This window comes from Sphingomonas paucimobilis NBRC 13935 (assembly GCF_000739895.2).
In the GTDB taxonomy this organism is placed as follows: Bacteria; Pseudomonadota; Alphaproteobacteria; order Sphingomonadales; family Sphingomonadaceae; genus Sphingomonas; species Sphingomonas paucimobilis.
Genome location: NZ_BBJS01000064.1, coordinates 1 through 26,760 on the forward strand (window position 1 = coordinate 1; position 26,760 = coordinate 26,760).

Sequence of the window (26,760 nt, forward strand, 5' to 3'; positions counted from 1 at the left end):
AGCAAGTTAACCCTCGTTCAGGGGGCCTCTCGCCTCCCAGTCGACTTCTCTGAATGCCAGGACGTCGATTTGCCCATGGGGGTATCTTCGTGAGTATCATTCCGGCCTCGGCATGAGATACCCCCATGGCCCTCAAAGAGCTCCAAATCCGCTACGCGCCTTTAAGCCCATGTACATGCATGGTGCGGATGATTGTGCGCTCCATCGTTCCGAATGGCCCTTCCCATGGCAGCGTCCTTGTAGAACAATGCCGGCTGTCGGAACCGCCGCCCCCGAATAGGTAGGCCGATGTCGATCGGGCGTTACGGGTTATCGTATGTCATTCGTCCCAACTCTTTGATGATCGACGATGATGCCCTGAAGCGCTGGTTCGTGGCAGACGTGCTTCCGCTGGAGCGCGACCTTGAGCGCTATCTCGCGCGGCATTGTCGAGCGCGGGACGATGTGATCGACCTTCGGCAGGAGGTGTACGAACATGCCGTTGCGGCCGCGCGAAAGGGGCTTCCGCTCAATACGCGCCCCTTCGTGCTGACGGTCGCGCGCAATCTGCTCATCGATCGGGCGCGGCGCGCGAAGGTCGTCTCGTTCGAACAGATGGCGGACCTCGACGAATTGAACCTGCCCGATCTGGCCGAGGCGGATCGCGCGCTGACCGCGCGCGACGAACTCCGCCGGGCTATGGCCGGGCTGGACCAGCTGCCCCCGCGTTGTCGGGAGGTCGTACGGCTGCGACGAGTCGAGGGGCTGAATATCCGGGAAACCGCCGCCCGGCTCGGTGTCGGCCATCACACCGTCGAGCGCCAACTGACGCTCGGCCTTCGGGCGTTGGCCAACTTCATGCTCGGCGGCAATGCGCGCATCGAACGCAAGCCCGGGCTGGCCCCGCGACGGAAGCGGACGCCATGACCGGCCGGAACGGGATCGAGGAGCGCGCCGCCGCCTGGCTGGTACGCCGCGATCAGCCCGAATGGAGCGCGGCGGACGCGCAGGCGCTTGAGTACTGGCTGGCGGAGAGCGATGCGCACAAGGTCGCCCTGTGGCGGCTCGAAGCGGGCTGGGATGCTACCGCGCGGCTCGCCGCGACGCGGAGTGCAGTCGCCGAACGACCGCCGCTGTACCGCTTTTCGGGAAGCCGCCCGCTGCAGGCCCTGGCGGCCAGCCTGATCCTGCTATGTCTGTTCGCCGCATCGACCCTTCCCGGATGGGTGCGAAGCGAGCCGCCAGCGCCGCTCCGCCGGTTCGCGACCACCGTCGGCGAACATCGCGCGGTGCGCCTGCCCGATGGCAGCGCGGTGACGCTCAACACGGCGAGTATGATGCGGACGGCGGTCGACCGTGGCCAACGTGCCGTCTGGCTGGATCGCGGCGAAGCCTATTTCGACGTGGCCCACGACACGAACCATCCCTTCGTCATTCATGCAGGGGACCGGGTGGTGACGGTGCTCGGCACCCGCTTTTCGGTACGACGTGATGGCCGGATGGTCACCGTCGCCGTCGTCGAAGGCCGCGTGCGGGTGGAGGATGCCGCCGGTGGCGAGCGGGGGCGGGCGGCCGTCATCACCGCCGGCAATGTCGCCATTTCGCGGGGCACGTCGATGCTGCTGACCGACCGGTCGCCCGCGCGGGTGGAGGCGGCGCTGTCGTGGCGGCGGGGGATGCTGACCTTCGACCGGACGACGCTGGGCGAGGCCGCGGCCGAGTTCAACCGCTATAATCGCCGGCAAATCCAGATCGCCGATGCTCGCACCGCGCAGATCCGGATCGGCGGCACATTCGAGGCCACGGACATCGATGCGTTCGCACGGCTGCTGCGCGCGGGCTTCGGACTGACGGTGCGCGAAAACGCGGATGCGATCACGATAAATTCCTGATCGGTTGCGTTACGACTTTCCGCGTACCGTCCGTCTAGCATTGCAGAAGGCCCAAAGAGGCCGTGCAGTATCGGAGGGGGAATATGGCCGGAAAGCATCGGTTCCTGATTGCAGCGGCGCTGGTAAGTACCTGCGCGGCAACGCCTTCGTGGTCGCAGTCCGGGACAGAAACCGTGAACCGCGTCCGCACCTACAGCATCGCGCCCGGATCGATGCGGGCGGCGCTCGATGCCTGGTCGCGCCAGACTGGCACGCCGGTTCTCTATCGCAGCGACGAAGTCGATGCGCTGCACTCGCGCGGCGTGCGGGGCAAGCTGGACGCGATGGCGGCATTGCGGGCGGTCGTGGGCGACTCGGGCCTCGTCCTGCATCACGATCGCAGCGGCGCAGTCGCCGTGACGCGGATGCCGGCCGCGGATCGCACGGCGGCGATCGCTCCTGTCGCGGAACCGGCAGCAGCGCCTGCGCAGGAGGACGACAGCATCGGTGATATCGTCGTGACCGCGCGCCGTACGGCCGAACGCGGCCAGCGGGTCCCGGTGGCCATCACCGCCTTCTCGCAAGATGCCATCCGCGAGAAAGGCATCAACAACGGAACCGATCTTCAGAATTTCACGCCGTCTTTGTCCGTGGTCGGCGACGTCGCGCGCAATCAGGAAACCTATACCATCCGCGGCATGGGCGGGACCGGCGGTCCGGGTACGGGCAGCGGTCCGGGCGTGGTCGGCTATTTCGCCGAAGTTCCCACCAGCGTCAGCGGTCCGGGCAATTTCTACGACCTCGCGTCGTTGCAGGTCCTCAAAGGGCCGCAGGGAACGCTGTTCGGGCGAAATACGACCGGCGGTGCCGTCTTGCTGGAGCCGCAACGGCCGCGGATGAACCGCGTCGAGGGCTATGTCGACGGGACGATCGGCAATTTCCAGCGCAAGAGTGTGCAGGGTGCGCTGAACGTGCCGATCGTCGACGATGTGCTGGCGGTCCGCTTCGCCGGTCAGCTAGACAAGCGCGAGGGCTATGTCCGCGACGTCCTTACCGGGCGTGACTATCTGAACCGCAACAATTTCAGCCTGCGGCTGGGCATCCAGTTCGACCCGACCGCGACGATCAGCAACTATGCCGCCGTCAGCTATCAGGAAGTGGACGAGCATGGCGGGGGCAGCATCCTGCTCGCCGTCAATCCCGCGCGGCCTTATGCGGCACTTTTGCAACCCTATCTCGCCGCACAGCAGGCGCGTGGCGTACGCCGGACCGCGCTCAGCGTGCCGACCTTTGAGAAGGCGAAGAACTTCCTCGTCCTCAACAATACCGAATGGCGCGTCAGCGACACGTTCACGCTCAAGAATATCTTCAGCTACGCCCGCACCCGTTCAACCAGCGCCAACGACCGCGATTCGACGACGCTGCCGATCGCCGACCTGCTCGGCGCCTATCCCGGTAGCTGGAACAACAACCTGCGCACCATCACCGAGGAAGTACAGGCGCGCTATGATAACGGCCCGCTTCGGGTGCAGGTGGGCGGCTTCTTCCTCGACCAGAAGACGCCGGCACCGCTGACCTTCGCGACGGTCAACCCGATGCAGGCCGGTGGCATTCTGGGCGGGGGACCGTTGCTGATCCCACAGCCATTGCAGGCGGCGCTCGGCCTGACCAGCCCACTCGTCCCCGCACTGACCCTGCAACCCAGCGCTCATGTCGATGGACGCAGCAAGGCCGCCTATGCGCAGGTTCAGTACAAGATCGTTCCGACGCTGACCGCCACCGCCGGCTTCCGCTGGACGTGGGATGAATTCGGCGGCGACATCCAGAGCTATCAGGACCCTGCCAGTTATCAAATCTTCAACCGGCTCGCTGCGCTCGGGATCATCAGCCCGACGCAGGCGGCGCAGGTGGTCGGGCTGAACGCCGGGCTGTGCGTCTATGATGCGTACCGGGCGGTCGCGGCCGGGCGCGTCCCTACGCTCAAATATCCCAACTGCACCGCGGCGACCTTCCGCGGAGAGAGCAACGGTCCGACATGGCAGCTGGGGCTCGACTGGCAGGCCGATCCGCAGACCCTGCTCTATGTGGTGTCGCGACGGGGCTATAAATCGGGGGCGAGCAACCCCATCGTATCACTGTTCCTCGGCGAAGAGCATCCGCTGTTCGCGGTAAAGCCCGAACATGTGACCGATGCTGAAATCGGCCTGAAGCGCGACTGGAGCTTCGGCGACGTCCGGGCGCGCACGAACGTCGCTGCCTTCTATACCTGGTACAACGACATCCAGGTCATTCAGCGCGCCGCCATCGCCGGATCGGACATTCTGACCAATGCCCAGCGCGCGCGGGTGATGGGGCTGGAATTCGAAGGCATGCTGGTTCCGGTCAAGGGGCTGACCCTTGGCGCCACCTATTCGTACAACTCCGCCAAATACCTGCAATATGACACGATCGCGATCCTGGCGATTCCGCAGGCGCTGACCGCCGCGCAGCCGAGCCGCGATCTGGCCGGCACGCCATTCTCCTTCGTACCGAAGCACAAATATAATCTGACGGCGAGCGTCGATCTGCCGATCCCGGAGCGTGAGGGAACGCTGCAACTGAGCGGCAACTGGTCGTACCAGACCAGCCAGCGTGTCACGCCGGAGGCGCAGCCGTTCGACACCATCGCCGGCTATGGTCTCCTCAACCTCCGCATCGATTGGCGTGATGTGCGCGGCTTTCCGCTCGACTTGGCCTTCTACGGCACCAACATCCTCGACCGGGAATATCGGGTGACCGCCAATCCCAGCTACAATAATTCGGGCTTTATCGGCTCGATCTATGGCGAGCCGGCGCAATATGGCGTCCAGCTCCGCTATCGCTTTTAAAGGAGCATTGGACATGGTGCGCCACTCCGCGATCTTCCCTATCGTCCTGTTGGCCAGCGCCAGCATTGCCCAGCAGGCGCCGAACGTGTTTCAGCCGAGCGCTGTCCAGACCGCCTTACAGTCGAAGGCACGCGCGGCCGGCGCCACCGAGCTGGCAGCGGCAGCCGCACCTAACGGCGGCATGATCCTGAACGGTAGCGTCGAGGGGCGCCGCTTTGTCCTGACGATCCCGCCGAACTGGACCGGCGAGACGGTGCTGTTCGGGCAGGGCTATGCGCTGCCGGGCACTCCGCCCACCGTGCCCGCCGATCCGCTGGCCAAGGACCCGGGGGGCGGGTTATTCAACCATCTTTACGCGCAGGGGATCGCCAGCGGCATCGCGGCGGTGGACAAGAACGGCATCGCAACCGAGACCGCGACGCGCAACACCATGCGGCTGCGCGCGCTAGCGGCGAAACTTGGGGCGACACGCTTCTACGCGGTTGGCGGCTCGATGGGCGGCAATATCGTGCTGTCGCTGATCGAGAACCATCCCAACGCCTTTTCTGGCGCGGTCGCGATGTGCGGCGTGACGCAGGGGTGGCTGGCGATGGTCCGGCAACTGACCGACATGCGCGGCGCCTATGACGTGCTGACCGAAGGCACGCCCTATGCGCTGCCGGGCGGCAAGGACCTGACCCGCTCGGCGCTGCCGATCGTGCCGCCGGCCAACGATCCGACACCGGGTGATGCGTTCCGCGAAGCGCAGAAGATGAAGCTTCTTTCGCCGATTCTCACGCTGTTCCTAGCTGCCAAGGCGAACCCGCAGGGATCGGAAGCGCGCATCATCCGGCAGGTCGCGGCGGTCGGCGGCTTCGCGCCCGATCCGGCGGCGCTGGGGGCGCCGATCTCATCTGCCGCACTCGGCATGGATGATATCAAGGCTACGATGGGTGGTCTGCCGATTGGTAACCGCGACATCGTCTACGCACCGCCGGAAATGGATGCGACGCAAACGGCGGCATTCAACCGCAAGATGCAGCGCTACGATGCCGATCCCCGCGCAGTCGCCTATGCACGGCGCTGGCACGAGGCGACCGGTCGGTTCCGCATACCGCTAGTGACCGTACACCAGACGATCGATTCACTGGTCCCGTTCGCTCAATCCGAGGGGCTGGGGCGGATCACCGCTGCCGCCGGCAACGGCGCGCGGCTGGCGCAATATGCGGTGCCACCGACGACGATCCCCCTACCTGGCGGACTGACCGGCTACACCCATTGTGGCTTCACGCCGGTGCAGAATATCGCCGCGTTCGATGCGATGCGGACATGGGTTCGGACGGGGCGCAAGCCGGCGGCGGAGGCGGTGCGATGACGATCGACCGACGCGATCTGCTCCGGCGCGAGGTAGCTGTCGACGGGCCGCGACGCAGGGGCCGCTCTCGTGGCCGAACGGCACTGATTCCGCGACTGATGATCGCCACGCTCGCTGTCTCTGCCGCGATTGGTCAACCGGCGACGGCGCAATCCGTCGCCGTGCCCGCCTTCACCCTGCCGCCGTCCAGTCAACTCAGCCCCCAGGCTCTTGGTGTGCTAATGCGGATGAAGGCGGAGACCGCGCCAAAGGCGATCGCCGGCGATCTGGTGCAGCAACGCTCCTTCTATCAGCAATGGAATGACCGTCGCCTGGCCGAGATGCGGCGCCATTTCGCGACGAACGAACACCGACAGGAGATTGCGGGCGTACCCGTCGCCATCGTCGAGCCGGCAAGCGGCATCGCCGCCGACAATGCGCAGCGCGTCCTGATCAACGTCCATGGCGGTGCGTTCCTGTGGGGATCGGGCAGCGGGGCACTGATCGAGGCGATCCCGATCGCGGCGATGATGAAGGTCCGGGTCGTCACGCTGGACTATCGGCTTGCGCCCGAGCATCGCTATCCGGCCGCATCCGAGGATGTGGCGGCGGTCTATCGGGCGTTGCTCAAGACGCATCGTCCGGAGAATATCGGCATCTACGGTTGCTCGGCGGGCGGCATTATCACCGCACAGGCGACGGCCTGGATCAGGAAGATCGGACTGCCGCGCCCCGGCGCGATCGGAACCTTTTGCGGCACCGGGGCACCCTATTCGGGTGACAGCCCCTATCTGGCCGGCCCCATCACCGGCGGCGAAACGCTGCCAACGCCCATGCTGCCCGCGACGTTGCCCACACCATACATGGCGGATGTGCCCGGCAGCGACCCGATTGCCTATCCGCTGCAATCGGATGCCGAAGTCCGCGCGATGCCGCCGACCTTGCTCCTGGCGGGCGGTCGCGATTTCGCGGTCAGCGCCCTGACGCGCGCCCATCGTCGCCTGACGGCGGCTGGCGTGCCGAGCGAGCTGCAACTCTTCGACGGCCTGCCACACGCCTTCTTCATGTGGCCCGACATGCCCGAATCGACCGAAGCCTTTCACCTGATCGCGAGCTTCTTCGACCGCCATCTCGGCCGCAAATCCCGATAGACAAGGAGTACGCCCGATGCGCGCCTTTCCCCTGATGTCCCTCCTCCTCGCCAGTGCCGTGGCGTTGGCCGCGCCGCTCGCGCCCGCCAGCGGACGCGACGGTCCCGGATCCAGCCAGCAGATCCTTACGGCGCAAGCGACCCGACTGGGCGCCACCGACGTCACCGTGACTGCCCGCGCCGATGGTGGCGTCACGATCAACGGTCGCCTCGATGGCAATCAGTTCGCATTGGCATTCCCCAAGGAGTGGACGGGCGATGGGCTGCTATATGCCCATGGCTACTCGCCCCCCGGCACGCCGGTTGCGGTATCGGCCGATCCTGTCGACAAAGCGCTGGGCACCGGCGCGCTCGGCGAGGCCTATGGTCAAGGTTTCGCGGTCGGGCACAGCGCCTATGCCAAGGACGGACTGGGTGCCGAGGCAGGGACCAAGGCGATCGCCCGGTTGCGCGACATGCTGGCGGAGATGGGCGGCAAGCGCATCTATGTGATGGGGGATTCGATGGGCGGCGGCATCGTCGTCACGCTCCTTGAAATGTACCCGAAGGCGTTTGCGGGCGGCTTTGCCCGGTGCGGCGTCGTCGCCAGCTGGGAGGATATGCTCGGCCGCATAGTCGACATGCGCCTGGCATATAATGCGCTGACCAAGGACACGCCCTATGCGCTTCCCGGCAATCAGGACGTCCGCCACGACGCATTATCGTCGCGCCCGCCCGCCGGGACGCCAGACGCCATCGCGCAGGTCCATGTCCTTGGCGAGATCGCCAAGGTCGGGATGCCGCCGCTCGCGCTGTGGACCGCCGCGCAGAAAGACCCGAAGGGACGTGAGGCGAGGATCGCCCGAGCCGTCACCGAGATCGGTGGGTTCGAATATGACGCGGCCTCGCTCGCCTATCCGCTCGTCATCGCCGCGCTGGGGGCGGACGACATGGCGATGACCGCGGGTGGCTGGATCCATGGCAATGTCGGCAAGGTTTATGCGGCCTCGTCGCTGTCGGCGGAGGAGAATGGTGCGCTGAACCACGATATCCAGCGGGTCGAGGCGGCACCCCAGGCCATCGCCTATCTCCGGAAATGGCACACCGCCTCCGGTCGGATCGCGGTGCCGTTGGTCACGCTGCACAACAGGATCGATTCACTGGTGCCCTATGCGCAAGAGGCCCAGCTCGCCGCTGTGGTGGCCAAGGCGGGTCGGTCCGCGAATCTGGCGCAGTTCACAGTGCCGCCGACCCGCGCCCCGCTGCCCATCGGCGGGATCGAGGGCTACAGTCATTGCGGGTTCGACAAGGGTCAGACGGTGGCGGCATGGAACGCGCTGCGCCAATGGGTGGAACAGGGTCGCAAGCCGGATGCGGAGCTCCGCTGACCATGGACTATCGTTTCGCGACCCCGGCGCCGGAGGCCTATGCCTATCCTCTGCTGATCCGCCACCTGTTGCAAAGCGCGCTCGACGTGCGCAGTCCGTGCGAGATCGTCGGGACCGATGGCCGGCGCCACGATTATGGCGAACTGGGGCGGCGGATTGGCCGCCTCTCCGCGGTCCTTGCCGATCATGGCATTGGGCCGGGCGACGTGGTCGCGGTGATGGACTGGGACAGTCACCGCTATCTCGAAGCCTATTTTGCCGTGCCGATGATGGGCGCTGTGCTCCAGACGGTGAATGTACGGCTGTCGCCCGACCAGATCGCCTACACGATCGCCGATACCGGCGCACGGTTGCTGCTGTTCCATGCCGACTTCGCGACGCTGGTTCGCGCGATCGAAGGGGGGCTGCCGGCGCTTACCTGCAAGATCGCGATGCACGACGGCGCGCCGGTGCAGGATATGACGGTCGCCGGCGACTACGAGACATTGCTGGCGGCGGGAACCGACCTCTTCCGCTTTGTCGATTTCGACGAAAATGCGCTCGCGACGACCTTCCACACCACGGGGACCACCGGGTTGCCCAAGGCGGTGGCCTTCAGCCACCGGCAGATCGTTCTCCACACGCTGGCGGAGCTCGCCGCGATGGCGGGACAGCCCGACCATCAGTCGCTGCGCCGTGACGACGTCTACATGCCGTTGACGCCGATGTTCCATGTCCATGCCTGGGGTATGCCCTATGTCGCGACGCTCCTGGCGCTGAAGCAGGTCTATCCGGGCCGATATCTTGCGGATCGGATCGTCGCGTCGGGCGAACGCGAGGGCGTCACCTTCTCGCACGGCGTCCCCACCATCGTACAGATGCTCGTCGAAGCGCTGGGCGATCGGAAGTTGAAACGCCCCTGGAAAATGGTCGTCGGCGGCTCCGCGCTGCCGAGCAGCCTGTGTCACGCCGCCAGGGAGCGCGGCATCATGGCATTCGCCGGCTATGGCATGTCGGAGACCGCACCCGTCCTATCGATCGCGCGGCATGATCCGGGAGATGCTCCGGACAGCACGGAGCGTTCATGCCTTGCCGGACGCCCCATCCCGCTCGTCCAGATCCGAGTCGTCGACGAACGCGGGGCGGAGGCTGCGGAGGGCGAATTGACGGTACGCGCCCCGTGGCTGACGATGAGCTATGGCAATGACCTGCACGCATCCGACGCGCTCTGGCGTGGCGGCTGGATGCACACCCAGGACGTCGTACAGGTCGATCCGTGCGGCAACATCGTCGTTCGCGATCGACTGAAGGACGTCATCAAGTCCGGCGGCGAATGGATATCGTCGATCCAGCTAGAGGAACTGATGATGCGCCATCCACAGGTCGGGTCGGCGGCGGTCGTCGGCGTGACCGACGATCGCTGGGGCGAGCGCCCGGTCGCATTCATCGTGCCCCGCGCAGAGGTGCCGGACGTGCCGGCGATCCTCGAGCACCTTTCGCAATTCGTTACGCAGGGCGTGATCAGCCGCTACGCGCTGCCCGACCGACTTGTCGTGCTCGATGCCTTGCCACGGACGAGCGTCGGCAAGATCGACAAAAAGGCCCTTCGCAACCTCGGTGAACCGAACGGATGACCTGACTATGTCGACGATGCGCCATCGCTCCCGGTCCGATGCACGCCGACGCAGTTGGCGTCATCATGACGGGCAAGGCCGGTCCGCGACTGCCGATCGTCATGATGTCTGGTGGCTGTATGGACCGGAGGTCGATCTCCCGGATGCGGCGGATGGCCGTCGGTCCCGCGACGATTTCGCCCAAAATCGTCGCACACTTCGTCGAAGAAGCGGCCAGGGACGGGGATCAGAATGCGGCCATGGTCGAACAAAGCACCGCCGCCGCACGCAGCCTTGCGACGCAGGCACAGGATCTGGGCATGATGCTCGCCACGTTCCAACTGACCGCCCAGCCCGGTGACCCGAAGCGCGGCAACGCCTCGCGGGACTTGTCGCAGCGCCGGACCGGCTAAGCCACTATTTACGGCGATGCCAATGGCGTTCGAGCCGCCCCCAGTCTCTGCACCGGGGGCGGCATGGACTGGTCGCCTCGGCATAGAAGATGCCCGTGCCGATCGTCCCGCTTCTTGATCGAGTCACGGGAAAGGCGGGGATCCTCGTCTATGCCGCCGCCATCGTCCCCGGTCGCAGATAGGCGAACATGTGAGGGACGTAATCCGCCTTTCCGATGTCGACGCCCTGATGGCGAAGGATCGCATAGGCCGTGATGACGTGAAAATAGAACTGCGGCAAAGCCCAGTCGCGAGCATATTGTTCGCCCGTCATGTCGAACGTCATGCCGTCTGGCAGTTCGATAGCCATCGGCAGATCCGCGCCGGCATCAAGGACGCCGCTCGACACGGTCGCGAGGAAGGAAAGGGCTTCGTCGATCCGCGTCCGGGCGTCGGCGATCGTGCCGGGCGTGTCGCCGGCGTTGCGCCCTTCGGCCGCAACGGCATCCAGCCATTCGGGAACGGGCTCGCCGCGGAGCCGGAAGACAGCCTCTTGCGCCTGGAAGGCCGCAAAGCGGACCTGTGCCGCGAGCGGGAACATGTCGGTCGCCAGTCGCGCCGCCAATAAGGCTTCGGCTTGATCCGGCATCTGCTGCTCGGCCTTGTCCAATATGCCGGACATGGTTTGCAGCATGTGCTGGTAGGTCGGAAGGAGCAGGTTCGTCAGGGCCATGGCCGAAATGGTATAGCGAGACGCTGACAGTGCAAGGCCGGCTTGGCCGCTACCCCTATGAAACGACGTTCGGGATCGCCCACATAGATTGAGGGAAATCCCGCATTCAGTGGCGCGTTGCAGCCCTTATGTTGGGCCCGGAGGAGACTGAATATGAGCATCCTGCCGCTGAGCAAAGATCCGCAGCCCGATGAGGCAGAGTTCAACGCCTTCTTCCCGTCGAAGTTTTCGTTGAATGAATACACCAGTCCGAAGAGCGACCTGGAGGGGGCGGACTATCCGCAGCCCTATACCGGCACGCGCCGCATCCTGCTGATCGGCACCGACGAACGCTATCTGAAGATGGAGAACGGCACGCTGTTCTCCACCGGCAACCATCCGGTCGAGACGCTGGTGCCGATGTACCATCTGCACAAGGCGGGGTTCGAATTCGACATCGCGACCGTGTCCGGCAACCCGGTGAAGTTCGAATTCTGGGCGATGCCCAAGGAGGACGAAGCGATCACCGGTTTGCACAAGGCGTATCTGGACGCGTTTCAGAAACCGCTGAAGCTGGCCGATATCGTTGCCGCGCTGGGACCCGACAGCGACTATGCGGCGGTGTTCATTCCCGGCGGCCATGGGCCGCTCGCCGGATTGCCGTTCAGTGACGAGGTCGGCGCGGTGCTGCGCTGGGCATTGGAGAATGACCGTCACATCATTTCGATCTGCCATGGCCCGGCCGCGCTGCTGGCCTGCACGCCCAAGGTCGATGGCGAGCCGTTCCCGCTGGCCGGCTACAGCATCACCGCCTTCCCCGACGCGGCCGATCGCATGACGCCAGAGGTCGGCTATATGCCCGGCCATCTGACCTGGCATTTTGGCGAGAAGCTGAAGGCGCTGGGCGTGACCATCCTCAACACCGAGGTGGACACGTCGACGCACAAGGACCGCAAGCTGCTGACCGGCTCCAGCCCGTTCGCGGCCAACAATCTCGGCAAGCTGGCGGCGGAGACGCTGTTGGCCGAGGTCGGCGGCGCCTGACCATGAGCGGGGCGGCCTTGGCCGGAGCCGCCGCGGCGGTGGCCGCGATCGAGCACAGCATGGACGCCGAGACGCTGCATGCCACGGTCCGCGCCTATGCCGCCCCGTTCGGTTATGGTCGTTTCGTCATCTACACCGCCCCGCCGCCCGGCGACGGGGCGGTCGATCGCATCCTGTGGCTGGAGGGCGACTGGTTCGGCAACGGTCACAGGGTCAATGCCGCCACCTATCTCGCGCGTTGTCCGGTCAACCGGCATGTGCTGGAAACCGATCGCCCCTTCTTCTGGACCAAGAACGGCACGGCCGACGCCGAAACCTATCGCGTCGTTCCGCATCCCAAAGGGCCGGGCATCCACGGGCTACAGGTGCCGATCTTCAGCCATGTCGGGCTTGCGGGCGCGGTGAGTTTTGGCGGTCGCACCATTGATAGTGCGATCGATACGCGCCTGGCACTGACTTTGGTCGGGACGGCGGCGTTTCATGTCGCGGAGCGTCTCGCCGGATCGGTTGTAGCGCACGCTATGCCGCAACTTTCCGCCCGCGAGCGCGAGGTGATCCGCTGGATCGCCTCCGGTCGCCGTCAGGCCGATGTCGCCGCGTTGCTCGGCCTTTCGGAACGCACGATCGAAAACCATCTGCGCCGCATCCGCAACCGCCTGGGAGCCGCCAGTACGGCTCAGGCTATCCACCTGCTGGTCCGCTCGGGCAACCTGGGCGCCTGACGTTGCAGATGGCCCAGGCAGGACGACAACTTCCCGCACGGTTTCGAGCGGCGGCCGAGACGGCCGAAGGCGCCGGCAAATGGGGTCGCGACACCGCCGCGACCCCAGACCATCAGAACATACGGAAGGTCACGCCCGCCGTAATCCGCGTACCATAGCGGTTCCATGCCAGCGGCAGATCGCCGTTGGTCGTGGGCCGTTCCGTCGCATCGAGAATATTCTGCGCCGCGATGGTCACGGCCAGTCTGTCGGTGACATTGTACGCCGCCTGCGCGTCCAACTGGCCCCAGGCGTTGACATAGGTGGGGGCGTCCGTTTCCGTCCCCACCGTGTTCAGATATTTGCTGCGCCAAGTATAGGAGACGCGGGCCTGGATCGGCCCCCGCTCGTAATAGGGCGAGATCGTGTAGCTGAACGTCGACAGATAGGGCAGGGGCAGCTTGCCCGCCTTGTTGAACTGATCGGTGTACGAGCCGTATTTCTGATCCAGCACCGTGGCATTGGCCTGGATACCGAAGCCCCAGATCAGATTGCCGATGAAACCGACCGAGGCACCCCTTACCTGGGCGTTGCTGCCGTTGAACGGCGTGTTGATCAGCATCGTGTTCGTCCGCTGCAGCTTGCCGTTGCAGAAGAGCGACTGGTTCTGTTGGCAGAAGGTGACCGCCTCGGTGGGGACCACGACCTGAACGAAGGCGTTCTTGCGCACGATGTAGGATTGCACATCGTTGATGAACAGATCGACGTTGAACAGACTGCCCTTGGCGAAATACCATTCGAATGCCGCATTGTAGCGCCAAGCCCGATAGGGTTTCAGATCGGGGTTGCCGCCGCTTCCGCCGAAGAACGGGCCAAAGCTGGAATAACGGTCGATGCTATATTCCACCTGCCCCGACATGTCGGCGAAGGACGGGCGCGACACGACCTTGCTGGCCGCAGCACGAAGCTTGATGTCGTCGGTCAGTTCATAGGCGGCGTTGAACGATGGCAACCAATCGTCATAACCGCGCTTGATCGTGATCTGCTCTTCATACCAAGGTTCGTAATCGAGCGTCGAGCGATAGGTCTGTTCGTTGACCGTCTTGGCATAGCGCAAGCCGATATCGCCCGACAGGCGGCCGGTCTCGAAATTGACCTGGCCATAGGCGGCATAGGTGTCTTCGATCGTGTTCCAGAAGTTGCCCGCGTCGCGGAAATTGCCGGTGGCATTGCCCGGCGAGCGGTTGGCTTCGGAGAATTTGGTCAACGAGTCCTGCGTCAGCCCGACGATGCTGCGCAGCGCGCCGCCCGCGCCCAAGCCCCGCCACAGAACGGGGTCCAGGACCGAAGTCTGGTACGCCGCCATGCTTTCGGTGCGCGGGAATACGGTGTTGTAGAAGGTCGGCTTGTTGAGCGAGATATGCTGTTGCACGCGACCGCCGAACAGCACGTCGCGCACGGGCCCGAGATCGACGTTCCACTTGCCGTCGAACTTGGCATATTGGTAGCGGTCGACGGTCTCGGCATATTTGACGAAGCCCGCCTGCTGGCCAGCGGCGCGCGTCTTGAACAGCGCCGGATCGGTCGGCGACTGGGCGAGCGTCAAGGACGGCCCGTTGCGATCGAAGGCGAAGCTGCCCGAGGTATTGCCGTAGAAGCTGAGATAATATTCCGGGTTGCTGCCGCCGGTGGCCTGGGTGATGCCCGCGTTCAGGACCATGTCCAGCCGCCCGGGCGACCAGCGCGTCCGGATGTTGTAGACATCGGTATTCAGCTTCGACCGTTTGTAATATTCGTCCATGCGAACGGCGAAATTGCCCGCGCCGCCGGTGACGCCCGCCGCCTGGGTGGTGACGCTCGACAGTCGCGTGATCGGGGCCGAGGCCGAGTCGTAAGCATTGCGTTGGTTCCAGGGCACGCTCAGGTCGGTCTGGAAGGTCTGAGTATAATCCGAAAAGTCGCCCCAGATGCGAAGCGCCGTGCCCTGTACCTCGAAATTGTCGACCGGCTTGGCCTGGACCGCGATATAGCCGGTGGTGCGGATGCTGTTCGACTGGGACGCCGTCATCCACAGGAATTGCGGCACCAGCATCGAGCTGGTCAGTGCCGGGCCGCTGGTCACCATGGGGAGCAGCGCCGGGTTGTTGAACGATCCGCTCGCCCCGTTGCTGCAACCGCCCCAACCATTGCCGTTGCAGACCGGGCCATAGCGCGTCGCGAAGGACCCGGCGCCCAGCACCGACTTGTTATAGGCCAGGCTCGCCAGGATGCCGAAGGTCTTGTCTTCGTTATACCAGCTATACAGGATCGACGCGCGCGGCGTGCGTTCCTTATTGCGCAGGTTCACATTGTAGTTGGCCGCCACCGACAGCGTATTGCGCGGCAGTTCGAACGGCAGGCGTGAATTGACGATGATCGAGCCGCCGACGCCGCCTTCGTCCAGCCGCGCTTCCGACGTCTTGTAGACTTCGACCGTGCCGATCAGTTCGGGTGCGAGATTGCGGAAATTGAAGCTGCGGCCGGTGTCGCGATTATTGGCGCCAGCCTCGGTGGTCGCGATCGGCTGGCCGTTGAACTGGGTGAGGATCAACCGCGAGTCGATGCCGTTGATCGACACCTTCGCGCCCTCGCCACCGGCGGTACGGTCGATGGTCACGCCCGGAAGGCGCGACAGCGACTCGGCGACGTTCACGTCGGGATAGCGGGATACGTCTTCAGCGGTGATGACGTCGATCTGGGCCGATGATGCCCTTTTGGTATCGACCGAATTGGCGATCGCGTTCCGGGTCCCGACGACGACGATGTCGCCCTCGGCATCGCTTTTACCTTGTTTTTCCAATCGTTCGGTGACGCGGTCCGCCGTGCTGCGGGCTGTGTCGCTTTGCGGCTTTGGATCACTGATCTGGTTCTGTGCCGCGGCTGCCATCGACCAGCCCAAGCTGGTGATAGCCGTAGTAAACAACGCAAGCGTGCGAATGCTCATCTACCCCCCCTGTTGTTATGGGCCTGCCCCTGTGCTCGGCCCGATGGGAAGCTAAATTGTATGACCAATATATGTCAATGATCAGTTTTGTCCTTGAAGATGGTACTCATATATGAGCGCCATTGGTGGCATAGGAGGTGTTATCGCTATCATGCGGAGGGGCGGCCGCGAGTCTTTGGACAGGAAAGCACAAGGGGAGGGTGCCACAAATGGCGGTAGAGGCCGTACGGAAGATCGTGATCGCCGAGGGCGGGGCGGCCGGATGGATGTCGGCCGTAGTTCTCGCAAAGGCTCTTGGCCTCCAACACTGCAATATCCAGGTCATCGAGTCGGATGATATTGGTATTATCGGGGTGGGTGAGGCGACGATCGCCGGTACTCATTGGCTGAATAATATTCTGAGGAACGGCGAGGACTCTTTCGTCCATGCCAGCCAGGCGACGTTCAAGCTGGGGATCGACTGTCGCGACTGGACCGGTTCGGGCAGTCATTATCACCACCCGTTCGGGCGTTACCGCGTGCCGCTGAGTGGAGTCGGGTTCCAGCATCTCTGGGTCAAGGCGCGGCAGCGCGGCCTGGTCACGGGGTTCGAGGATTATTGCATGACCTCGGTCGCGGCGCGGATGCGTCGGTTCGACCGGCCTGATACGGGGCCCCGCCGGGGTCGCCGCTCAAGACGCTGAGCTATGCCTATCATCTCGATGCGGGGCGTTATCCCCGCTATCTTCGCACGTTCGCCGAGGGGATGGGCTGACGACCTCGCACCGCAAAGACTTCAGCATGGTCAAGCCGCATGGCGACATGCGCCGCTGGCACCATCAATCATCGATGCCCCTAACGAAAAGGGGCCGGAACCGAAGTCCCGACCCCCAACTTCGTCAGCCTCACGGCTGGCGGCAGGATTACGCGCCCGGGATTTCCGAGACGTTCACCTTGATGCCGCGGCCCATCGTCGAAGAGACGGCGACCTTGCGGACATACTTGCCCTTCGCGCCCGACGGCTTGGCCTTGATCAGAGCGTCGACCAGCGCGTCGAAGTTCGCGCGCAGGTCTTCCGCCGGGAACGACGCCTTGCCGATGCCCGAGTGGATGATGCCGGCCTTTTCGACGCGGTACTCGACCTGACCGCCCTTGGCCGCCTTGACGGCTTCGGCGACGTTCATGGTCACGGTGCCCAGCTTCGGGTTCGGCATCAGGCCCTTGGGGCCCAGCACCTTACCGAGGCGACCGACGACGCCCATCATGTCCGGGGTCGCGATGCAGCGATCGAAATCGATGGTGCCGCCCTGGATGGTTTCCATCAGGTCTTCCGCACCCACGACGTCGGCGCCAGCGGCGCGTGCTTCGTCGGCCTTCGCGCCCTTGGCGAACACGCCGACGCGAACGGTCTTGCCGGTGCCCTTGGGCAGGGTGACGACGCCACGCACCATCTGGTCGGCGTGGCGCGGGTCAACGCCCAGGTTCACGGCGACTTCGATCGTCTCGTCGAACTTCGAGGTCGCGTTGGTGCGCGCCAGCGTGATCGCTTCGTCGATGCCGTGCAGCTTCTCGGAATCGATCTGGACGGCCTTCTGCTTCTTGGTCAGCTTCGCCATGATCTTAGCCCTCCACCACTTCGAGGCCCATCGCGCGGGCGGAGCCTTCGATGATCTTGGTCGCAGCCTCGATATCGTTGGCGTTCAGGTCCTTCATCTTGACCTGGGCGATTTCCGCGAGCTTCGAGCGCGCGATCTTGCCCGCCGACACCTTGCCCGGCTCCTTCGAGCCCGACTTCAGGTTGGCCGCCTTCTTGATGAGGTAGGTCGCAGGCGCGGTCTTCGTCTCGAACGAGAACGAACGGTCGGCATAGACGGTGATGACGGTGGGCAGGGGCGTGCCCTTCTCGACTTCACCGGTCTGCGCGTTGAACGCCTTGCAGAATTCCATGATGTTCACACCGCGCTGACCCAGCGCCGGGCCGATCGGCGGCGAGGGGTTGGCGGCGCCTGCAGGGACCTGCAGCTTGATATAGCCGGTAATCTTCTTTGCCATGTCACTCTCTTTTCGAGTCTAGCGGTCGTGACGGGCACGAAGGCATAGGCCAGGGCACCCTCCCGCAAGGGTTCCGTCGCATGATGCTAGGGAAGCGCGCGCCGATAGCGGATTATGAGTGGAATGGCAAGGCGGGCAAGCCACTACCTCCGTTCGCACTGAGCGAAGTCGAAGTGCACGGGATTCCGTCTGCCGAGAGGGTGGGGCGTGGGCTACGACTTCGCTCAGCCTTAACGGGGGTGGGTGAGGTATTGAGCTACGAAAAAGGGCCGGTGGCGTTGCCGCCCCGGCCCTTGTTTCGTCGGACGGTACGAACTTACTTCGAGCGTTCGACCTGCTCGAAATCCAGTTCCACCGGGGTCGCGCGACCGAAGATCGACACCGACACCTTGACCTTGGACTTGTCGAAATCCAGTTCCTCGACCACGCCGTTGAAGCTGGCGAAGGGGCCTTCGAGCACCTTGACCGCGTCGCCGATCTCGTAATCGACCTTGACCTTGTGCTTCGGGGCGGCGGCGGCTTCTTCCTTGGAGTTCAGCATCCGCGTGGCTTCGCTTTCGCTGATCGCCTGCGGCTTGCCCATCGCGCCCAGGAAGCCGGTCACCTTCGGCGTGTTCTTGACGAGGTGATAGACCTGATCGTTCATGTCGAGCTTGGCCAGCACGTAGCCGGGCATGAACTTGCGCTCGACCGCGATCTTCTTGCCGCGGCGGGCCTCGGTCACGGTCTCGGTCGGCACCTCGATCTGCGCCACGAGATGGTCGAGGCCCAGACGGGTCGCCTCGGCCATGATCGAGTCGCGGACCTTGCCCTCGAAACCGGAATAAGCGTGGATGATGTACCAGCGCGCCATGGGAACCCTTTTACTTCGCGAGCGACAGCAGGGTGCGGACCAGCGTCTCGAAGAACGAGTCGACCGCCAGGAAGAAGATGGCGAGGATCGTGGTCATCACGACCACCATCACGCCGGTCATCACCGTCTCGCGCCGCGTCGGCCAGACGACCTTCTTGGTCTCGGTCTTGACCTGATTGAAGAATTCGATGGGGGTCGTCTTCGCCACTCGTGCCGTTCCCGCACCTGCGTTGAAATTCTGTCAGCGGGGCATGGGTCCGCCGTCGCCTGACCCGGGGGTCCTGCGACGAAAGGTCCGTCCGCGCTGTTCGGATGGGAACGCGATGTAGCCGTGGTGTGGCCAAAAGGCAAGGGTGGGGCGGGGCGGGGGTTTTCTGTTTCCGCGACGCCGCGATGGCGCGAAGGGTTTTGGTTCGCGCGGAGACGCGGAGGCGCGGAGCTTTTTGTTCGCGCAGAGGCGCGGAGGACGCAGAGAGAGGCTTGTGCTGATCCTGCTTCCCGATCCCCTCCATCCGTTCAGCCTGAGCGCAGTCGAAGGCCAAGGGCAAGCACCGCCGCAAAGGTCTTCGAGCCGCGGGCTCCCTGAACGCTGGAGCGTTCCGCCCGCGTGGCGGATATTATCCCGTGGCCTTCGACTACGCTCAGGCTGAACGGAGGGCGGGGGGATGCTCCATTCTTCCCCTCCGCGTCTCCGCGGCTCCGCGCGAACCAGCCTTCTTCGCGTCCTCGCGGCTTCGCGTGAACAATCAACAGCACCGCCCGCCATTTTTCCCACCATATCGCGCCTGTTGGCGCTCACGGAAGAAGGTCACCTCGTCCATCGGCTCCCGGTCGGGATGCTTGGCCGCCATGTGCGCCACATAGGCGTCATAGCTAGGCATCCCGACCATCGCATTGCCGATCTCGCGCAGGCGGCTGAGCCAATTCATTGGGCCCAGCTCATTCGGCCGCCACCATCTCGGGCGGGATTTCGGTGACGCTTGGTCGGTCGATACGACGTGCGATCAGGCAGGTGCGCACCGCATAGACCAGGATCGCCAGCACCACGCCCAGGAAGATCGCGCACAGCCCCGCATCGATCCGGTCGTTGAAGACGATCCGCCCCATCTCCGCCATGGTCTTGGCGGGGGCCAGCACCTTGCCCTCCGCCGCCGCGCCGGCAAACTTGTCGGCATGCGCGAGGAAACCGACGCGCGGATCGGCCGAGAAGATCTTCAGCCACCCGGCGGTCAGCGTGCAGGCCAGCAGCCAGACGGTCGGCACCACCGTGATCCAGGCGTAGCGGTCCTTCTTCATGCGGAACAACACCACGGTCGCCAGCATCAGCGCCACGGCCGCCAGCATCTGGTTGGAGATACCGAACAGCGGCCACAGCGTGTTCACCCCGCCCAGCGGATCGGTGACGCCCTGATAGAGGAAGAAGCCCCAGGCCGCGACGCAAAGCCCGGTCGCTATCAGGCCCGGCGCGACCTTCGACGATCCTCGGAAGCTGGGAACGACCAGCCCGATCAGGTCCTGCAGCATGAAGCGGCCCGCCCGCGTGCCCGCATCGACGGCGGTCAGGATGAACAGTGCCTCGAACAAAATGGCGAAGTGATACCAGAAGGCCTTCATCGTCTGTCCGCCGAACAGGTGGCTGAAGATCTCTGCGATCGCCACCGCCAGCGTCGGCGCACCGCCCGCGCGGGAAATGATCGTATGCTCGCCGACATCCTTGGCCACCTGCGCCAGCGTGTCGGCGGAGATGGGGAAGCCCATTGCGGTGACGGCGGCGGCGGCGCTGGCCGGGTCGGTGCCCAACACGGCGGCGGGCGCGTTCATCGCGAAATAGACGCCCGGATCGAGGATCGAGGCGGCGACCAGCGCCATGATCGCGACCGCGCTTTCCATCAGCATCGCGCCATAACCGATGAAGGGCGCGTCCTTCTCGCTGGCGATCAGCTTGGGCGTGGTGCCGCTGGCGATCAGGGCGTGGAAGCCCGACACCGCGCCGCACGCGATGGTGATGAACAGGAAGGGGAAGAGCGGCCCCGCCCAGACCGGGCCGCTGCCGTCGATGAATTTGGTCAGCGCGGGCATCTTCAGCGGCGGCGCCATGATGACGATGCCGATGGCCAGCGCAACGATTGCGCCGATCTTGAGGAAGGTCGAAAGGTAATCACGCGGCGCGAGCAGCAGCCAAACCGGCAGGACCGAGGCGACCGCGCCATAGCCGATCAGCAGGAAGCAGAGCTGCACCGGCGTAAAGGTGAACAGCGGCGCGAGCACCGCCGACTGCGCGATCGACTGGCCATAGACGATCGCCAGGATCAGGCCGATGAAGCCGATGATCGACACCTCGCCGATCTTCCCCGGTCGCACCCAGCGGGTATAGCCACCCATCAGCATGGCGAGCGGCACGGTCGCCGCCACGGTGAACAGGCCCCAGGGGCTTTCGGCCAGCGCCCGCACGACGATCAGCGCCAGCACCGCCAGGATGATGACCATGATCATGAAGGCGCCGAACAGCGCGATGGTGCCCGCCACGGGGCCCATCTCCATGCGGATCAGCTCACCCAGCGAGCGCCCGTCCCGCCGCATCGACAGGAACAGCACCAAGAAATCCTGCACCGCACCCGCCAGCACCACACCCGCCAGAATCCACAGCGTTCCGGGTAGGTAGCCCATCTGTGCCGCCAGCACCGGCCCGACCAAAGGCCCCGCGCCCGCGATCGCGGCGAAGTGATGGCCGAACAGCACGGTCCGATCGGTCGCGACATAATCAAGCCCGTCAGCACGGCGGATGGCCGGCGTGGGGCGGCTGGGGTCGATGCCGATCACCCGCGCGATGAACAGCGCATAATAGCGATAGGCGATCAGATAGACGGAGACGGCCGCCGCCACGATCCACAGCGCGTTGATCGGTTCGCCACGTACCGTGGCCACCACGCCCAGCGCGCCCGCTCCGACGATCGCCAGTGCGATCCATGGCAGGTGTCTCGTCATGCCTTGCGGCTCCTCCCGTTATGATGGTCCCTTCTAACCAGCCGGGCCGGTCGCGCCACCCCTCAAAGGCTTGAAGTGCCGCCAGCGGGATATGGCGACGGCAATGGAGCCGAGCATAGCCATCGGCGGTAAGGCCCCTGGCCAGTCGGCAAATATATTTCCCGGTATCCGATTGGAACGACGAAGTAATGTCACGGCATTGGCGACAGATAGTGCTTCGATATCAAATAAAGGTGCTCGATCGGATAGAGCATGGTTCGTTAAACTTTGCCGCCCAATGGCATTGCCGTTTATGTGATGGCGGGATTGTCGATGATGCAAAGCCTGTTCGGCGAACAAAGGCGGGCCAGGGCGGTGCTGGGCTTGAGGGTGCTGGGCTCCGCGCCTGAGCCCGTTTTCGACCGGCTGGTGTCCGCCGCGGCAAGCGCATTCGATGCACCGATGGCGCTGCTGTCACTGATCCACCGCGACCAGCAATGGGTCAAGGCCAGCCACGGCATCACCCTGGACTGCTATCCGCGTCACGACAGCTTTTGCACCCATGCGCTCGATCGGTCCGATGTGCTGGAGTGTACCGATCCGCTGGACGACCCGCGCTTCGCCGCGCTGCCCGGTGTCACGGGGGCGCCCTATGTCCGCTATTATATCGGCGCGCCGCTGCGCCGGCTGAACGGTGCCCATGTCGGCGTCCTGTGCGTCGTCGACACCAGGCGGCGCCATCCCGCTTCGCCCGATCAGGCGGCCTATCTGATGGGCCTGGCGCGCCAAGCCTCCACCGCGCTCGAGGCGCGGCTTGATCGTCAGGTTCGGAGTCGGCTGGCATGACGCGCGTTCTCCTGTGTCTGACCCAAGAGCATGACCTTCGCCTGGTGGTGCTGGCGCTGCTGATCTGCCTGATCGGATCGGCGGCGACGGTGCAGTTGTTCCACCGCGTCCGCGCGGCGACGGGCTTCAGCCGGATCGGCTGGATCGTCCTGACGGCGGTTGCGACCGGCACGATGGTCTGGGCCACGCATTTCGTGGCGATGATGGCCTTTCGTGCGACGGCGCCGGTGGTGCTCGATCCGATATTGACGCTGGCCTCGCTGTTGGCGGTGATCCTGTTGGCGGTGCCGGGGTTGGCGCTGGCCGCCGCCGATCGCGTTCGGGCGGCCACCATCGGCGGCGCGATCGTCGGGGTCGGTGTTTCGGTCATGCATTATGTCGGCATGGCCGCCTATCGCGTCGATGGGATCGTGAGCTGGGAATGGCACTATGTCGTGGCCTCGGTGTTGCTGTCGGCCGGACTTGGCGCGGCGGCGTTCCGGGTGCTGCGCGGCGGCGAGGAGCGGTGGCGGCGAGTCGGTGCGGTGGGGCTGCTCAGCCTGGCGGTCGCGGCCCTGCACTTCACGGGCATGGCGGCGATGGACATCACCGTGCTGAAACTGGGCGAGGGGCTATCGAACCTGACCATGGTCGCGCTCGCCGTCACTACCACGGTGGCGACCTGCATCATCGTCGGCTGCGCCGCGATCAGCGCGCTGATCGACGGGCATACCCAGACCGAAGCCTATCGCCGCCTTCGCCAGATGGCGATGCATGACGGCCTGACCGATCTGCCCAATCGCACCAGCTTCATCCACGAACTGGAACAGCGTTTCGTGATCCGCGGCGGCTATCCCTGCATGGCCGTCATCATGATGGACCTGTCGCGCTTCAAGGTCGTCAACGACACCTATGGTCATCAGGCGGGCGACCAGTTGCTCATTGCCCTGGCGGCGCGGCTGGCGGCGATGCTGCGGCCGGGCGAATATATCGCGCGGCTGGGCGGTGACGAATTCTCCGCCGTCGTCTCCTATGGCGATCACGGCGAGTTGCTGGATTTCCTGGAACGGTTGAAGGCCGCTTGCGATGCGCCCTTCGTCTTCGAACGGTTCACCGCCGCAATCGGCGCCAATATCGGCATCGCGCTGGCCCAGGTCGATGGCGACGACGCCGACTCGCTGCTCGCCAAGGCCGATCTGGCCATGTACCGGGCCAAGTCGGCGCATTCCAACGAACCCTGTTTCTACGACAGCCAGATGGATGACGCGATCAAGACGCGGCGCGAGCTGATCGCCGACCTGCGCTCGGCGCTGGATGCCGAGGCGTTCGAGCTTCATTATCAGGTTCAGGCCGCCATCCCCTCGGGTGAGATCACCGGCTATGAGGCGCTGATCCGCTGGCGGCATCCGGTGCGCGGGGTGATCCCGCCCTCGGACTTCATCCCCCTGGCGGAGAAGAGCGGTGACATCGTTCCGCTGAGCATCTGGATCATCCGCCAAGCCTGTTTCGAGGCGGCCTTATGGCCCAATCGCCATAGCGTGTCGGTCAACCTGTCGCCGATTCACCTGGCCGATTCCCGGCTGGTCGAGACCGTGCGCTCGGCCCTGGTCGATAGCGGTCTGGCACCCGAGCGCCTGACGCTGGAGTTGACTGAAAGCGCCATCATCCATGACCGCCGTTTCGCGCTTGATCAATTGCGCGCGCTGAAGGCGATGGGGATCGCGATCGCGCTCGACGATTTCGGCGTGGGTTATTCCTCGCTCGACGTGCTGCGGTCCTTCCCCTTCGACCGGATCAAGCTCGACGCTTCGTTCGTCGCGGAGATCGAGCATGACGAACAGGCGGTATCGATCCTGCGATCGGTGGCGGCGCTGGGCACGACGCTTAACATTCCGGTGCTGGCCGAAGGGGTGGAGCAGGCGGCGCAGCTCTCCATCGTGTCGCGCGAAGGATGCGCGGCGGTACAGGGCTATCTCATCGGCCATCCGTCGCGCGCGCTGGCGGATGCCGAGCAGGTGCGCCAGACCATGGCGCTCCGCCCGCATGCGCTGGAGGACCTGGCGGTCGGCTAGGCGGCGGCAACTTATCCCTTGCCCGCCGGGCCCGTCCGGGGTGAAAGGCATGCCATGGCCAGTTCTTCCTCTTCTCCGCTCGTCGTCGGTATCGGCGGCACGATCGGCAACGTCTCCTCGACCGAGCGCGCGCTTCGGATCGCCATGACGGCCGCCGCCGATGAGGGGTTTCGCACCCATGTCTTCGGAGGTGAGGATCTGGCGCGTCTTCCGCTCTACAATCCCCGGGCGGAAACCCGCACCGACGCCGAACGGCTGTTCGTGGAGACGGTGCGCCAAGCCTCGGCGATCATCATCGCCAGCCCCGGCTATCATGGCAGCATCTCGGGCCTGGTGAAGAACGCGCTCGACCTGCTGGAGGAGACGGCGAAGGACGACCGGCCTTATCTCGCGGACCTGCCGGTGGGGCTGATCGCGACCGCCTATGGCTGGCAGGCGACCGGCTCGACCATCGCGGCGCTGCGCTCGATCGTCCATGCCCTGCGCGGCTGGCCGACCCCGTTCGCGGCGGCGGTGAACACGCAGCAGACACATTTCGATGCGCAAGGGCGGATCGGTGATGCGACGGTGGAAGGGCAGTTGCGGCTGGTCGGCCAGCAGGTCGCCCGTTTCGCCCCGCTGGCGGGGACGATCCGGGCGTCGAATTGAGGGGCCTTCGACGCGGACTTTGGTTCACGCGAAGCCGCGATGCCGCGAAGACTTTGATTTCGCGCGGAGGCGCGGAGAACGCAGGGACGTATCGCGCGCGACCGCGCGCAATCCTCTTTCCTCGATCGCTCGAGGAGGAAGGGCTGCAAGAGCAGCGAGTACGACACCTCCGCGCCTCCGCACGAACCATATTCTTTCTCTTTGCGGCATCGCGGCTTCGCGTGAGATAAATGATTTTATCCATCGCCCGGTCGAAGGGCGAAGCCCGCGAGTCGAATAAATCCATTTCTCGGCGAAGACTGAGGCCCCAGTTCTTTCCAAGCCGGTGGCGCGCTGAAACGTCGCGCGGGCGGCAAATGCCTCGCGCCTTTGATAGCGCATCAAAACGGGACCCCGGCCTTCACCGGGGAACAGATTAGCGCAGGCGCTCGGTCACCAGTGCCGTGATCTCGTCGGCGATCGCGGCCGGATCGCGCAAGTTGCCGCCCGCCACGGTCGACACCGTCGCCCATTCGCCCAGCATCGCGCCGTCCGCCATCGCGGCATAATTGGCCCGTACCCGCGCCTGAAGCCCCAGATCGGCCTCATAGGCGTCATAGGTCTCGTCGGTGTAGCTGCGCTTGCGCTTGCGGGCGATCAAGTCGCGCGCGATCTCGAGCGGCGTGTCGAGATAGACCGACAGATGCGGCGCGGGCAGGCGGAACTGAACCGTTTCCAACTGCTCGATCCATTGCAGCAATGCCTCGGCCTGCTCGGTCGGCACCTGCGCGGCCTGATAGGCCATGTTGGACGCGATATAGCGGTCGAAGACGATGACGTCGTGGCGTTCGGCCAACTCGACCAGATGTGGCCGCGATTCGAATCGGTCGAGTGCGTAAAGCGTCGCCGCCGTCTCGGGCGCCGCCGCATGGGGCAGGCGGCCAGCCAGATATTCGCCCAGCGCCCAGCCGCCGACCGTCTCGGCATAGCGCGGAAAGGACAGGGCCGCCGCCGATAGCCCGGCGGCGTTCAGCCGCTCGGTCACGGCCGCCGTCGCGGTCGCCTTGCCGGCGCCGTCCGCCCCCTCGATGGCGAGCAGAAACGCCATCAGCCGCGAAAGCCTTCATGATGGCGGATCACCTCGTCGATGATGAAGCGCAGGAATTTTTCGGAAAATTCAGGGTCGAGCTGCGCATCGCTGGCCAATTGGCGCAGCCGGGCGATCTGGGTCTCCTCGCGACTGGGATCGGCGGGGGGAAGTTCGTTCTCCGCCTTGTAGCGTCCGACCGCCTGGGTGATCTTGAACCGCTCGGCCAGCATGAAAACCAGCGCGGCGTCGATATTGTCGATCGACTGGCGATAGCCGGTCAGCACGGTGTCGGACATGAGTGGCGTAG

Annotated in this window: 25 protein-coding genes; 15 read left to right on the top strand and 10 right to left on the bottom strand. The window is 64.9% G+C overall.

Annotated features, from left to right (window positions below; all coding sequences use genetic code 11):
- Nucleotides 1-339: 339 nt before the first annotated feature.
- From SP6_RS19060 to SP6_RS21735, 8 genes are all read left to right on the top strand, one after another.
- A complete protein-coding gene (locus tag SP6_RS19060) occupies nt 340-906 on the top strand; it encodes an RNA polymerase sigma factor (RefSeq protein ID WP_037570206.1) in 567 nt (188 codons plus the stop codon).
- A complete protein-coding gene (locus SP6_RS19065) occupies nt 903-1,871 on the top strand; it encodes a FecR family protein (RefSeq protein ID WP_007407050.1) in 969 nt (322 codons plus the stop codon). Before SP6_RS19060 ends, SP6_RS19065 begins: the two co-directional genes overlap by 4 nt.
- A gap of 173 nt (nt 1,872-2,044) precedes the next feature.
- Nucleotides 2,045-4,717 carry a TonB-dependent receptor gene (locus SP6_RS19070; protein WP_007407060.1) on the top strand — a complete coding sequence of 891 codons (2,673 nt, stop codon included), beginning with the start codon at nt 2,045-2,047 and terminating at the stop codon, nt 4,715-4,717.
- Between the two features lie 13 nt (nt 4,718-4,730).
- Nucleotides 4,731-6,071, top strand: coding sequence for an alpha/beta fold hydrolase (locus SP6_RS19075; protein ID WP_007407062.1), 1,341 nt, complete (start codon nt 4,731-4,733; stop codon nt 6,069-6,071).
- Entirely contained in the window at nt 6,068-7,201 is a 1,134-nt protein-coding gene (locus SP6_RS19080; RefSeq protein WP_113667901.1) for an alpha/beta hydrolase, read from the top strand. The genes SP6_RS19075 and SP6_RS19080 overlap by 4 nt, the downstream gene beginning before the upstream one ends.
- A 16-nt stretch (nt 7,202-7,217) precedes the next feature.
- Nucleotides 7,218-8,567 carry an alpha/beta hydrolase family protein gene (locus SP6_RS19085; RefSeq protein ID WP_007407064.1) on the top strand — a complete coding sequence of 450 codons (1,350 nt, stop codon included), beginning with the start codon at nt 7,218-7,220 and terminating at the stop codon, nt 8,565-8,567.
- Nucleotides 8,568-8,569: 2 nt separating this feature from the next.
- Nucleotides 8,570-10,180, top strand: coding sequence for a long-chain-fatty-acid--CoA ligase (locus SP6_RS19090; protein ID WP_007407066.1), 1,611 nt, complete (start codon nt 8,570-8,572; stop codon nt 10,178-10,180).
- 65 nt (nt 10,181-10,245) lie between these two features.
- Nucleotides 10,246-10,572 (top strand): methyl-accepting chemotaxis protein, encoded by a 327-nt coding sequence (locus SP6_RS21735; protein ID WP_126053466.1) that lies wholly within the window; start codon nt 10,246-10,248, stop codon nt 10,570-10,572.
- Nucleotides 10,573-10,720: 148 nt separating this feature from the next.
- On the opposite strand, the gene SP6_RS19100 is transcribed toward SP6_RS21735, so the two are convergent.
- Nucleotides 10,721-11,284 (bottom strand): DUF1993 domain-containing protein, encoded by a 564-nt coding sequence (locus SP6_RS19100; RefSeq protein WP_037570202.1) that lies wholly within the window; start codon nt 11,282-11,284, stop codon nt 10,721-10,723.
- Between the two features lie 153 nt (nt 11,285-11,437).
- Here SP6_RS19100 and hchA point away from each other — a divergent pair, with 153 nt between their 5' ends.
- Both hchA and SP6_RS19110 read left to right on the top strand, forming a co-directional pair.
- Nucleotides 11,438-12,307 carry a glyoxalase III HchA gene (hchA, locus tag SP6_RS19105; protein WP_007407054.1) on the top strand — a complete coding sequence of 290 codons (870 nt, stop codon included), beginning with the start codon at nt 11,438-11,440 and terminating at the stop codon, nt 12,305-12,307.
- A gap of 2 nt (nt 12,308-12,309) precedes the next feature.
- Nucleotides 12,310-13,029, top strand: a complete 720-nt coding sequence (locus tag SP6_RS19110; RefSeq protein ID WP_007407057.1) for a PA1136 family autoinducer-binding transcriptional regulator — start codon at nt 12,310-12,312, stop codon at nt 13,027-13,029.
- Between the two features lie 112 nt (nt 13,030-13,141).
- Here the strand turns inward: SP6_RS19110 and SP6_RS19115 are convergent, their stop codons facing one another.
- Nucleotides 13,142-15,991: a TonB-dependent receptor gene (locus tag SP6_RS19115; RefSeq protein ID WP_007407058.1), complete on the bottom strand. Its 2,850-nt coding sequence runs from the start codon at nt 15,989-15,991 to the stop codon at nt 13,142-13,144.
- Between the two features lie 209 nt (nt 15,992-16,200).
- Between SP6_RS19115 and SP6_RS19120 the strand changes: the two genes are divergently transcribed.
- Complete coding sequence (locus tag SP6_RS19120; RefSeq protein ID WP_050794234.1) at nt 16,201-16,674, top strand: tryptophan 7-halogenase; 474 nt, start codon at nt 16,201-16,203, stop codon at nt 16,672-16,674.
- Entirely contained in the window at nt 16,671-16,745 is a 75-nt protein-coding gene (locus tag SP6_RS21740; RefSeq protein ID WP_113667900.1) for a tryptophan 7-halogenase, read from the top strand. Before SP6_RS19120 ends, SP6_RS21740 begins: the two co-directional genes overlap by 4 nt.
- A gap of 148 nt (nt 16,746-16,893) precedes the next feature.
- Here the strand turns inward: SP6_RS21740 and rplA are convergent, their stop codons facing one another.
- The 6 genes from rplA to SP6_RS19150 form a co-directional block, all read right to left on the bottom strand.
- Nucleotides 16,894-17,586, bottom strand: a complete 693-nt coding sequence (gene rplA, locus SP6_RS19125; RefSeq protein ID WP_007407047.1) for a 50S ribosomal protein L1 — start codon at nt 17,584-17,586, stop codon at nt 16,894-16,896.
- 4 nt (nt 17,587-17,590) lie between these two features.
- Nucleotides 17,591-18,022: a 50S ribosomal protein L11 gene (gene rplK, locus SP6_RS19130; RefSeq protein ID WP_007407063.1), complete on the bottom strand. Its 432-nt coding sequence runs from the start codon at nt 18,020-18,022 to the stop codon at nt 17,591-17,593.
- Between the two features lie 316 nt (nt 18,023-18,338).
- Complete coding sequence (gene nusG, locus SP6_RS19135; RefSeq protein WP_007407052.1) at nt 18,339-18,875, bottom strand: transcription termination/antitermination protein NusG; 537 nt, start codon at nt 18,873-18,875, stop codon at nt 18,339-18,341.
- Nucleotides 18,876-18,885: 10 nt separating this feature from the next.
- Nucleotides 18,886-19,083 (bottom strand): preprotein translocase subunit SecE, encoded by a 198-nt coding sequence (secE, locus tag SP6_RS19140; RefSeq protein WP_007407051.1) that lies wholly within the window; start codon nt 19,081-19,083, stop codon nt 18,886-18,888.
- 538 nt (nt 19,084-19,621) lie between these two features.
- Entirely contained in the window at nt 19,622-19,804 is a 183-nt protein-coding gene (locus SP6_RS19145; RefSeq protein ID WP_007407053.1) for a YbdD/YjiX family protein, read from the bottom strand.
- A gap of 10 nt (nt 19,805-19,814) precedes the next feature.
- The gene (locus SP6_RS19150) at nt 19,815-21,860 is read right to left on the bottom strand and encodes a carbon starvation CstA family protein (RefSeq protein ID WP_042469518.1); all 2,046 of its coding nucleotides are present in this window, start codon (nt 21,858-21,860) and stop codon (nt 19,815-19,817) included.
- A 312-nt stretch (nt 21,861-22,172) separates the two neighbouring features.
- Between SP6_RS19150 and SP6_RS19155 the strand changes: the two genes are divergently transcribed.
- Genes SP6_RS19155 through SP6_RS19165 form a run of 3 tightly spaced genes read left to right on the top strand, consistent with a single transcriptional unit; the run spans nt 22,173 to nt 25,384 of the window.
- Nucleotides 22,173-22,685 (top strand): GAF domain-containing protein, encoded by a 513-nt coding sequence (locus SP6_RS19155; protein ID WP_042469521.1) that lies wholly within the window; start codon nt 22,173-22,175, stop codon nt 22,683-22,685.
- Nucleotides 22,682-24,736, top strand: a complete 2,055-nt coding sequence (locus SP6_RS19160) for a putative bifunctional diguanylate cyclase/phosphodiesterase (protein ID WP_007406924.1) — start codon at nt 22,682-22,684, stop codon at nt 24,734-24,736. The genes SP6_RS19155 and SP6_RS19160 overlap by 4 nt, the downstream gene beginning before the upstream one ends.
- Before the next feature lie 54 nt (nt 24,737-24,790).
- Nucleotides 24,791-25,384 carry an NADPH-dependent FMN reductase gene (locus SP6_RS19165; RefSeq protein ID WP_007406938.1) on the top strand — a complete coding sequence of 198 codons (594 nt, stop codon included), beginning with the start codon at nt 24,791-24,793 and terminating at the stop codon, nt 25,382-25,384.
- Between the two features lie 415 nt (nt 25,385-25,799).
- Here SP6_RS19165 and SP6_RS19170 read toward each other — a convergent pair whose 3' ends face one another.
- Both SP6_RS19170 and SP6_RS19175 read right to left on the bottom strand, forming a co-directional pair.
- Complete coding sequence (locus tag SP6_RS19170; protein WP_007406928.1) at nt 25,800-26,471, bottom strand: nucleoside/nucleotide kinase family protein; 672 nt, start codon at nt 26,469-26,471, stop codon at nt 25,800-25,802.
- Nucleotides 26,471-26,749: a chorismate mutase gene (locus tag SP6_RS19175; RefSeq protein WP_007406936.1), complete on the bottom strand. Its 279-nt coding sequence runs from the start codon at nt 26,747-26,749 to the stop codon at nt 26,471-26,473. The genes SP6_RS19170 and SP6_RS19175 overlap by 1 nt, the downstream gene beginning before the upstream one ends.
- Between the last annotated feature and the right edge of the window lie 11 nt (nt 26,750-26,760).

Excerpts from the sequence above, each read along its gene's own strand:
- rplK (WP_007407063.1), bottom strand. The coding sequence starts at position 18,022 with ATGGCAAAGAAGATTACCGGCTATATCAAGCTGCAGGTCCCTGCAGGC.
- SP6_RS19080 (WP_113667901.1), top strand. The coding sequence starts at position 6,068 with ATGACGATCGACCGACGCGATCTGCTCCGGCGCGAGGTAGCTGTCGAC.
- SP6_RS19155 (WP_042469521.1), top strand. The coding sequence starts at position 22,173 with ATGATGCAAAGCCTGTTCGGCGAACAAAGGCGGGCCAGGGCGGTGCTG.
- SP6_RS19175 (WP_007406936.1), bottom strand. The coding sequence starts at position 26,749 with ATGTCCGACACCGTGCTGACCGGCTATCGCCAGTCGATCGACAATATC.
- SP6_RS19165 (WP_007406938.1), top strand. The coding sequence starts at position 24,791 with ATGGCCAGTTCTTCCTCTTCTCCGCTCGTCGTCGGTATCGGCGGCACG.
- SP6_RS19060 (WP_037570206.1), top strand. The coding sequence starts at position 340 with ATGATCGACGATGATGCCCTGAAGCGCTGGTTCGTGGCAGACGTGCTT.
- rplA (WP_007407047.1), bottom strand. The coding sequence starts at position 17,586 with ATGGCGAAGCTGACCAAGAAGCAGAAGGCCGTCCAGATCGATTCCGAG.
- SP6_RS19090 (WP_007407066.1), top strand. The coding sequence starts at position 8,570 with ATGGACTATCGTTTCGCGACCCCGGCGCCGGAGGCCTATGCCTATCCT.
- SP6_RS19075 (WP_007407062.1), top strand. The coding sequence starts at position 4,731 with ATGGTGCGCCACTCCGCGATCTTCCCTATCGTCCTGTTGGCCAGCGCC.
- SP6_RS19170 (WP_007406928.1), bottom strand. The coding sequence starts at position 26,471 with ATGGCGTTTCTGCTCGCCATCGAGGGGGCGGACGGCGCCGGCAAGGCG.
- nusG (WP_007407052.1), bottom strand. The coding sequence starts at position 18,875 with ATGGCGCGCTGGTACATCATCCACGCTTATTCCGGTTTCGAGGGCAAG.
- SP6_RS19160 (WP_007406924.1), top strand. The coding sequence starts at position 22,682 with ATGACGCGCGTTCTCCTGTGTCTGACCCAAGAGCATGACCTTCGCCTG.
- SP6_RS19100 (WP_037570202.1), bottom strand. The coding sequence starts at position 11,284 with ATGGCCCTGACGAACCTGCTCCTTCCGACCTACCAGCACATGCTGCAA.
- SP6_RS19120 (WP_050794234.1), top strand. The coding sequence starts at position 16,201 with ATGGCGGTAGAGGCCGTACGGAAGATCGTGATCGCCGAGGGCGGGGCG.
- SP6_RS19110 (WP_007407057.1), top strand. The coding sequence starts at position 12,310 with ATGAGCGGGGCGGCCTTGGCCGGAGCCGCCGCGGCGGTGGCCGCGATC.
- SP6_RS19065 (WP_007407050.1), top strand. The coding sequence starts at position 903 with ATGACCGGCCGGAACGGGATCGAGGAGCGCGCCGCCGCCTGGCTGGTA.
- SP6_RS19150 (WP_042469518.1), bottom strand. The coding sequence starts at position 21,860 with ATGACGAGACACCTGCCATGGATCGCACTGGCGATCGTCGGAGCGGGC.
- SP6_RS19145 (WP_007407053.1), bottom strand. The coding sequence starts at position 19,804 with ATGAATTGGCTCAGCCGCCTGCGCGAGATCGGCAATGCGATGGTCGGG.
- SP6_RS19115 (WP_007407058.1), bottom strand. The coding sequence starts at position 15,991 with ATGAGCATTCGCACGCTTGCGTTGTTTACTACGGCTATCACCAGCTTG.
- SP6_RS21735 (WP_126053466.1), top strand. The coding sequence starts at position 10,246 with ATGACGGGCAAGGCCGGTCCGCGACTGCCGATCGTCATGATGTCTGGT.
- SP6_RS19085 (WP_007407064.1), top strand. The coding sequence starts at position 7,218 with ATGCGCGCCTTTCCCCTGATGTCCCTCCTCCTCGCCAGTGCCGTGGCG.
- hchA (WP_007407054.1), top strand. The coding sequence starts at position 11,438 with ATGAGCATCCTGCCGCTGAGCAAAGATCCGCAGCCCGATGAGGCAGAG.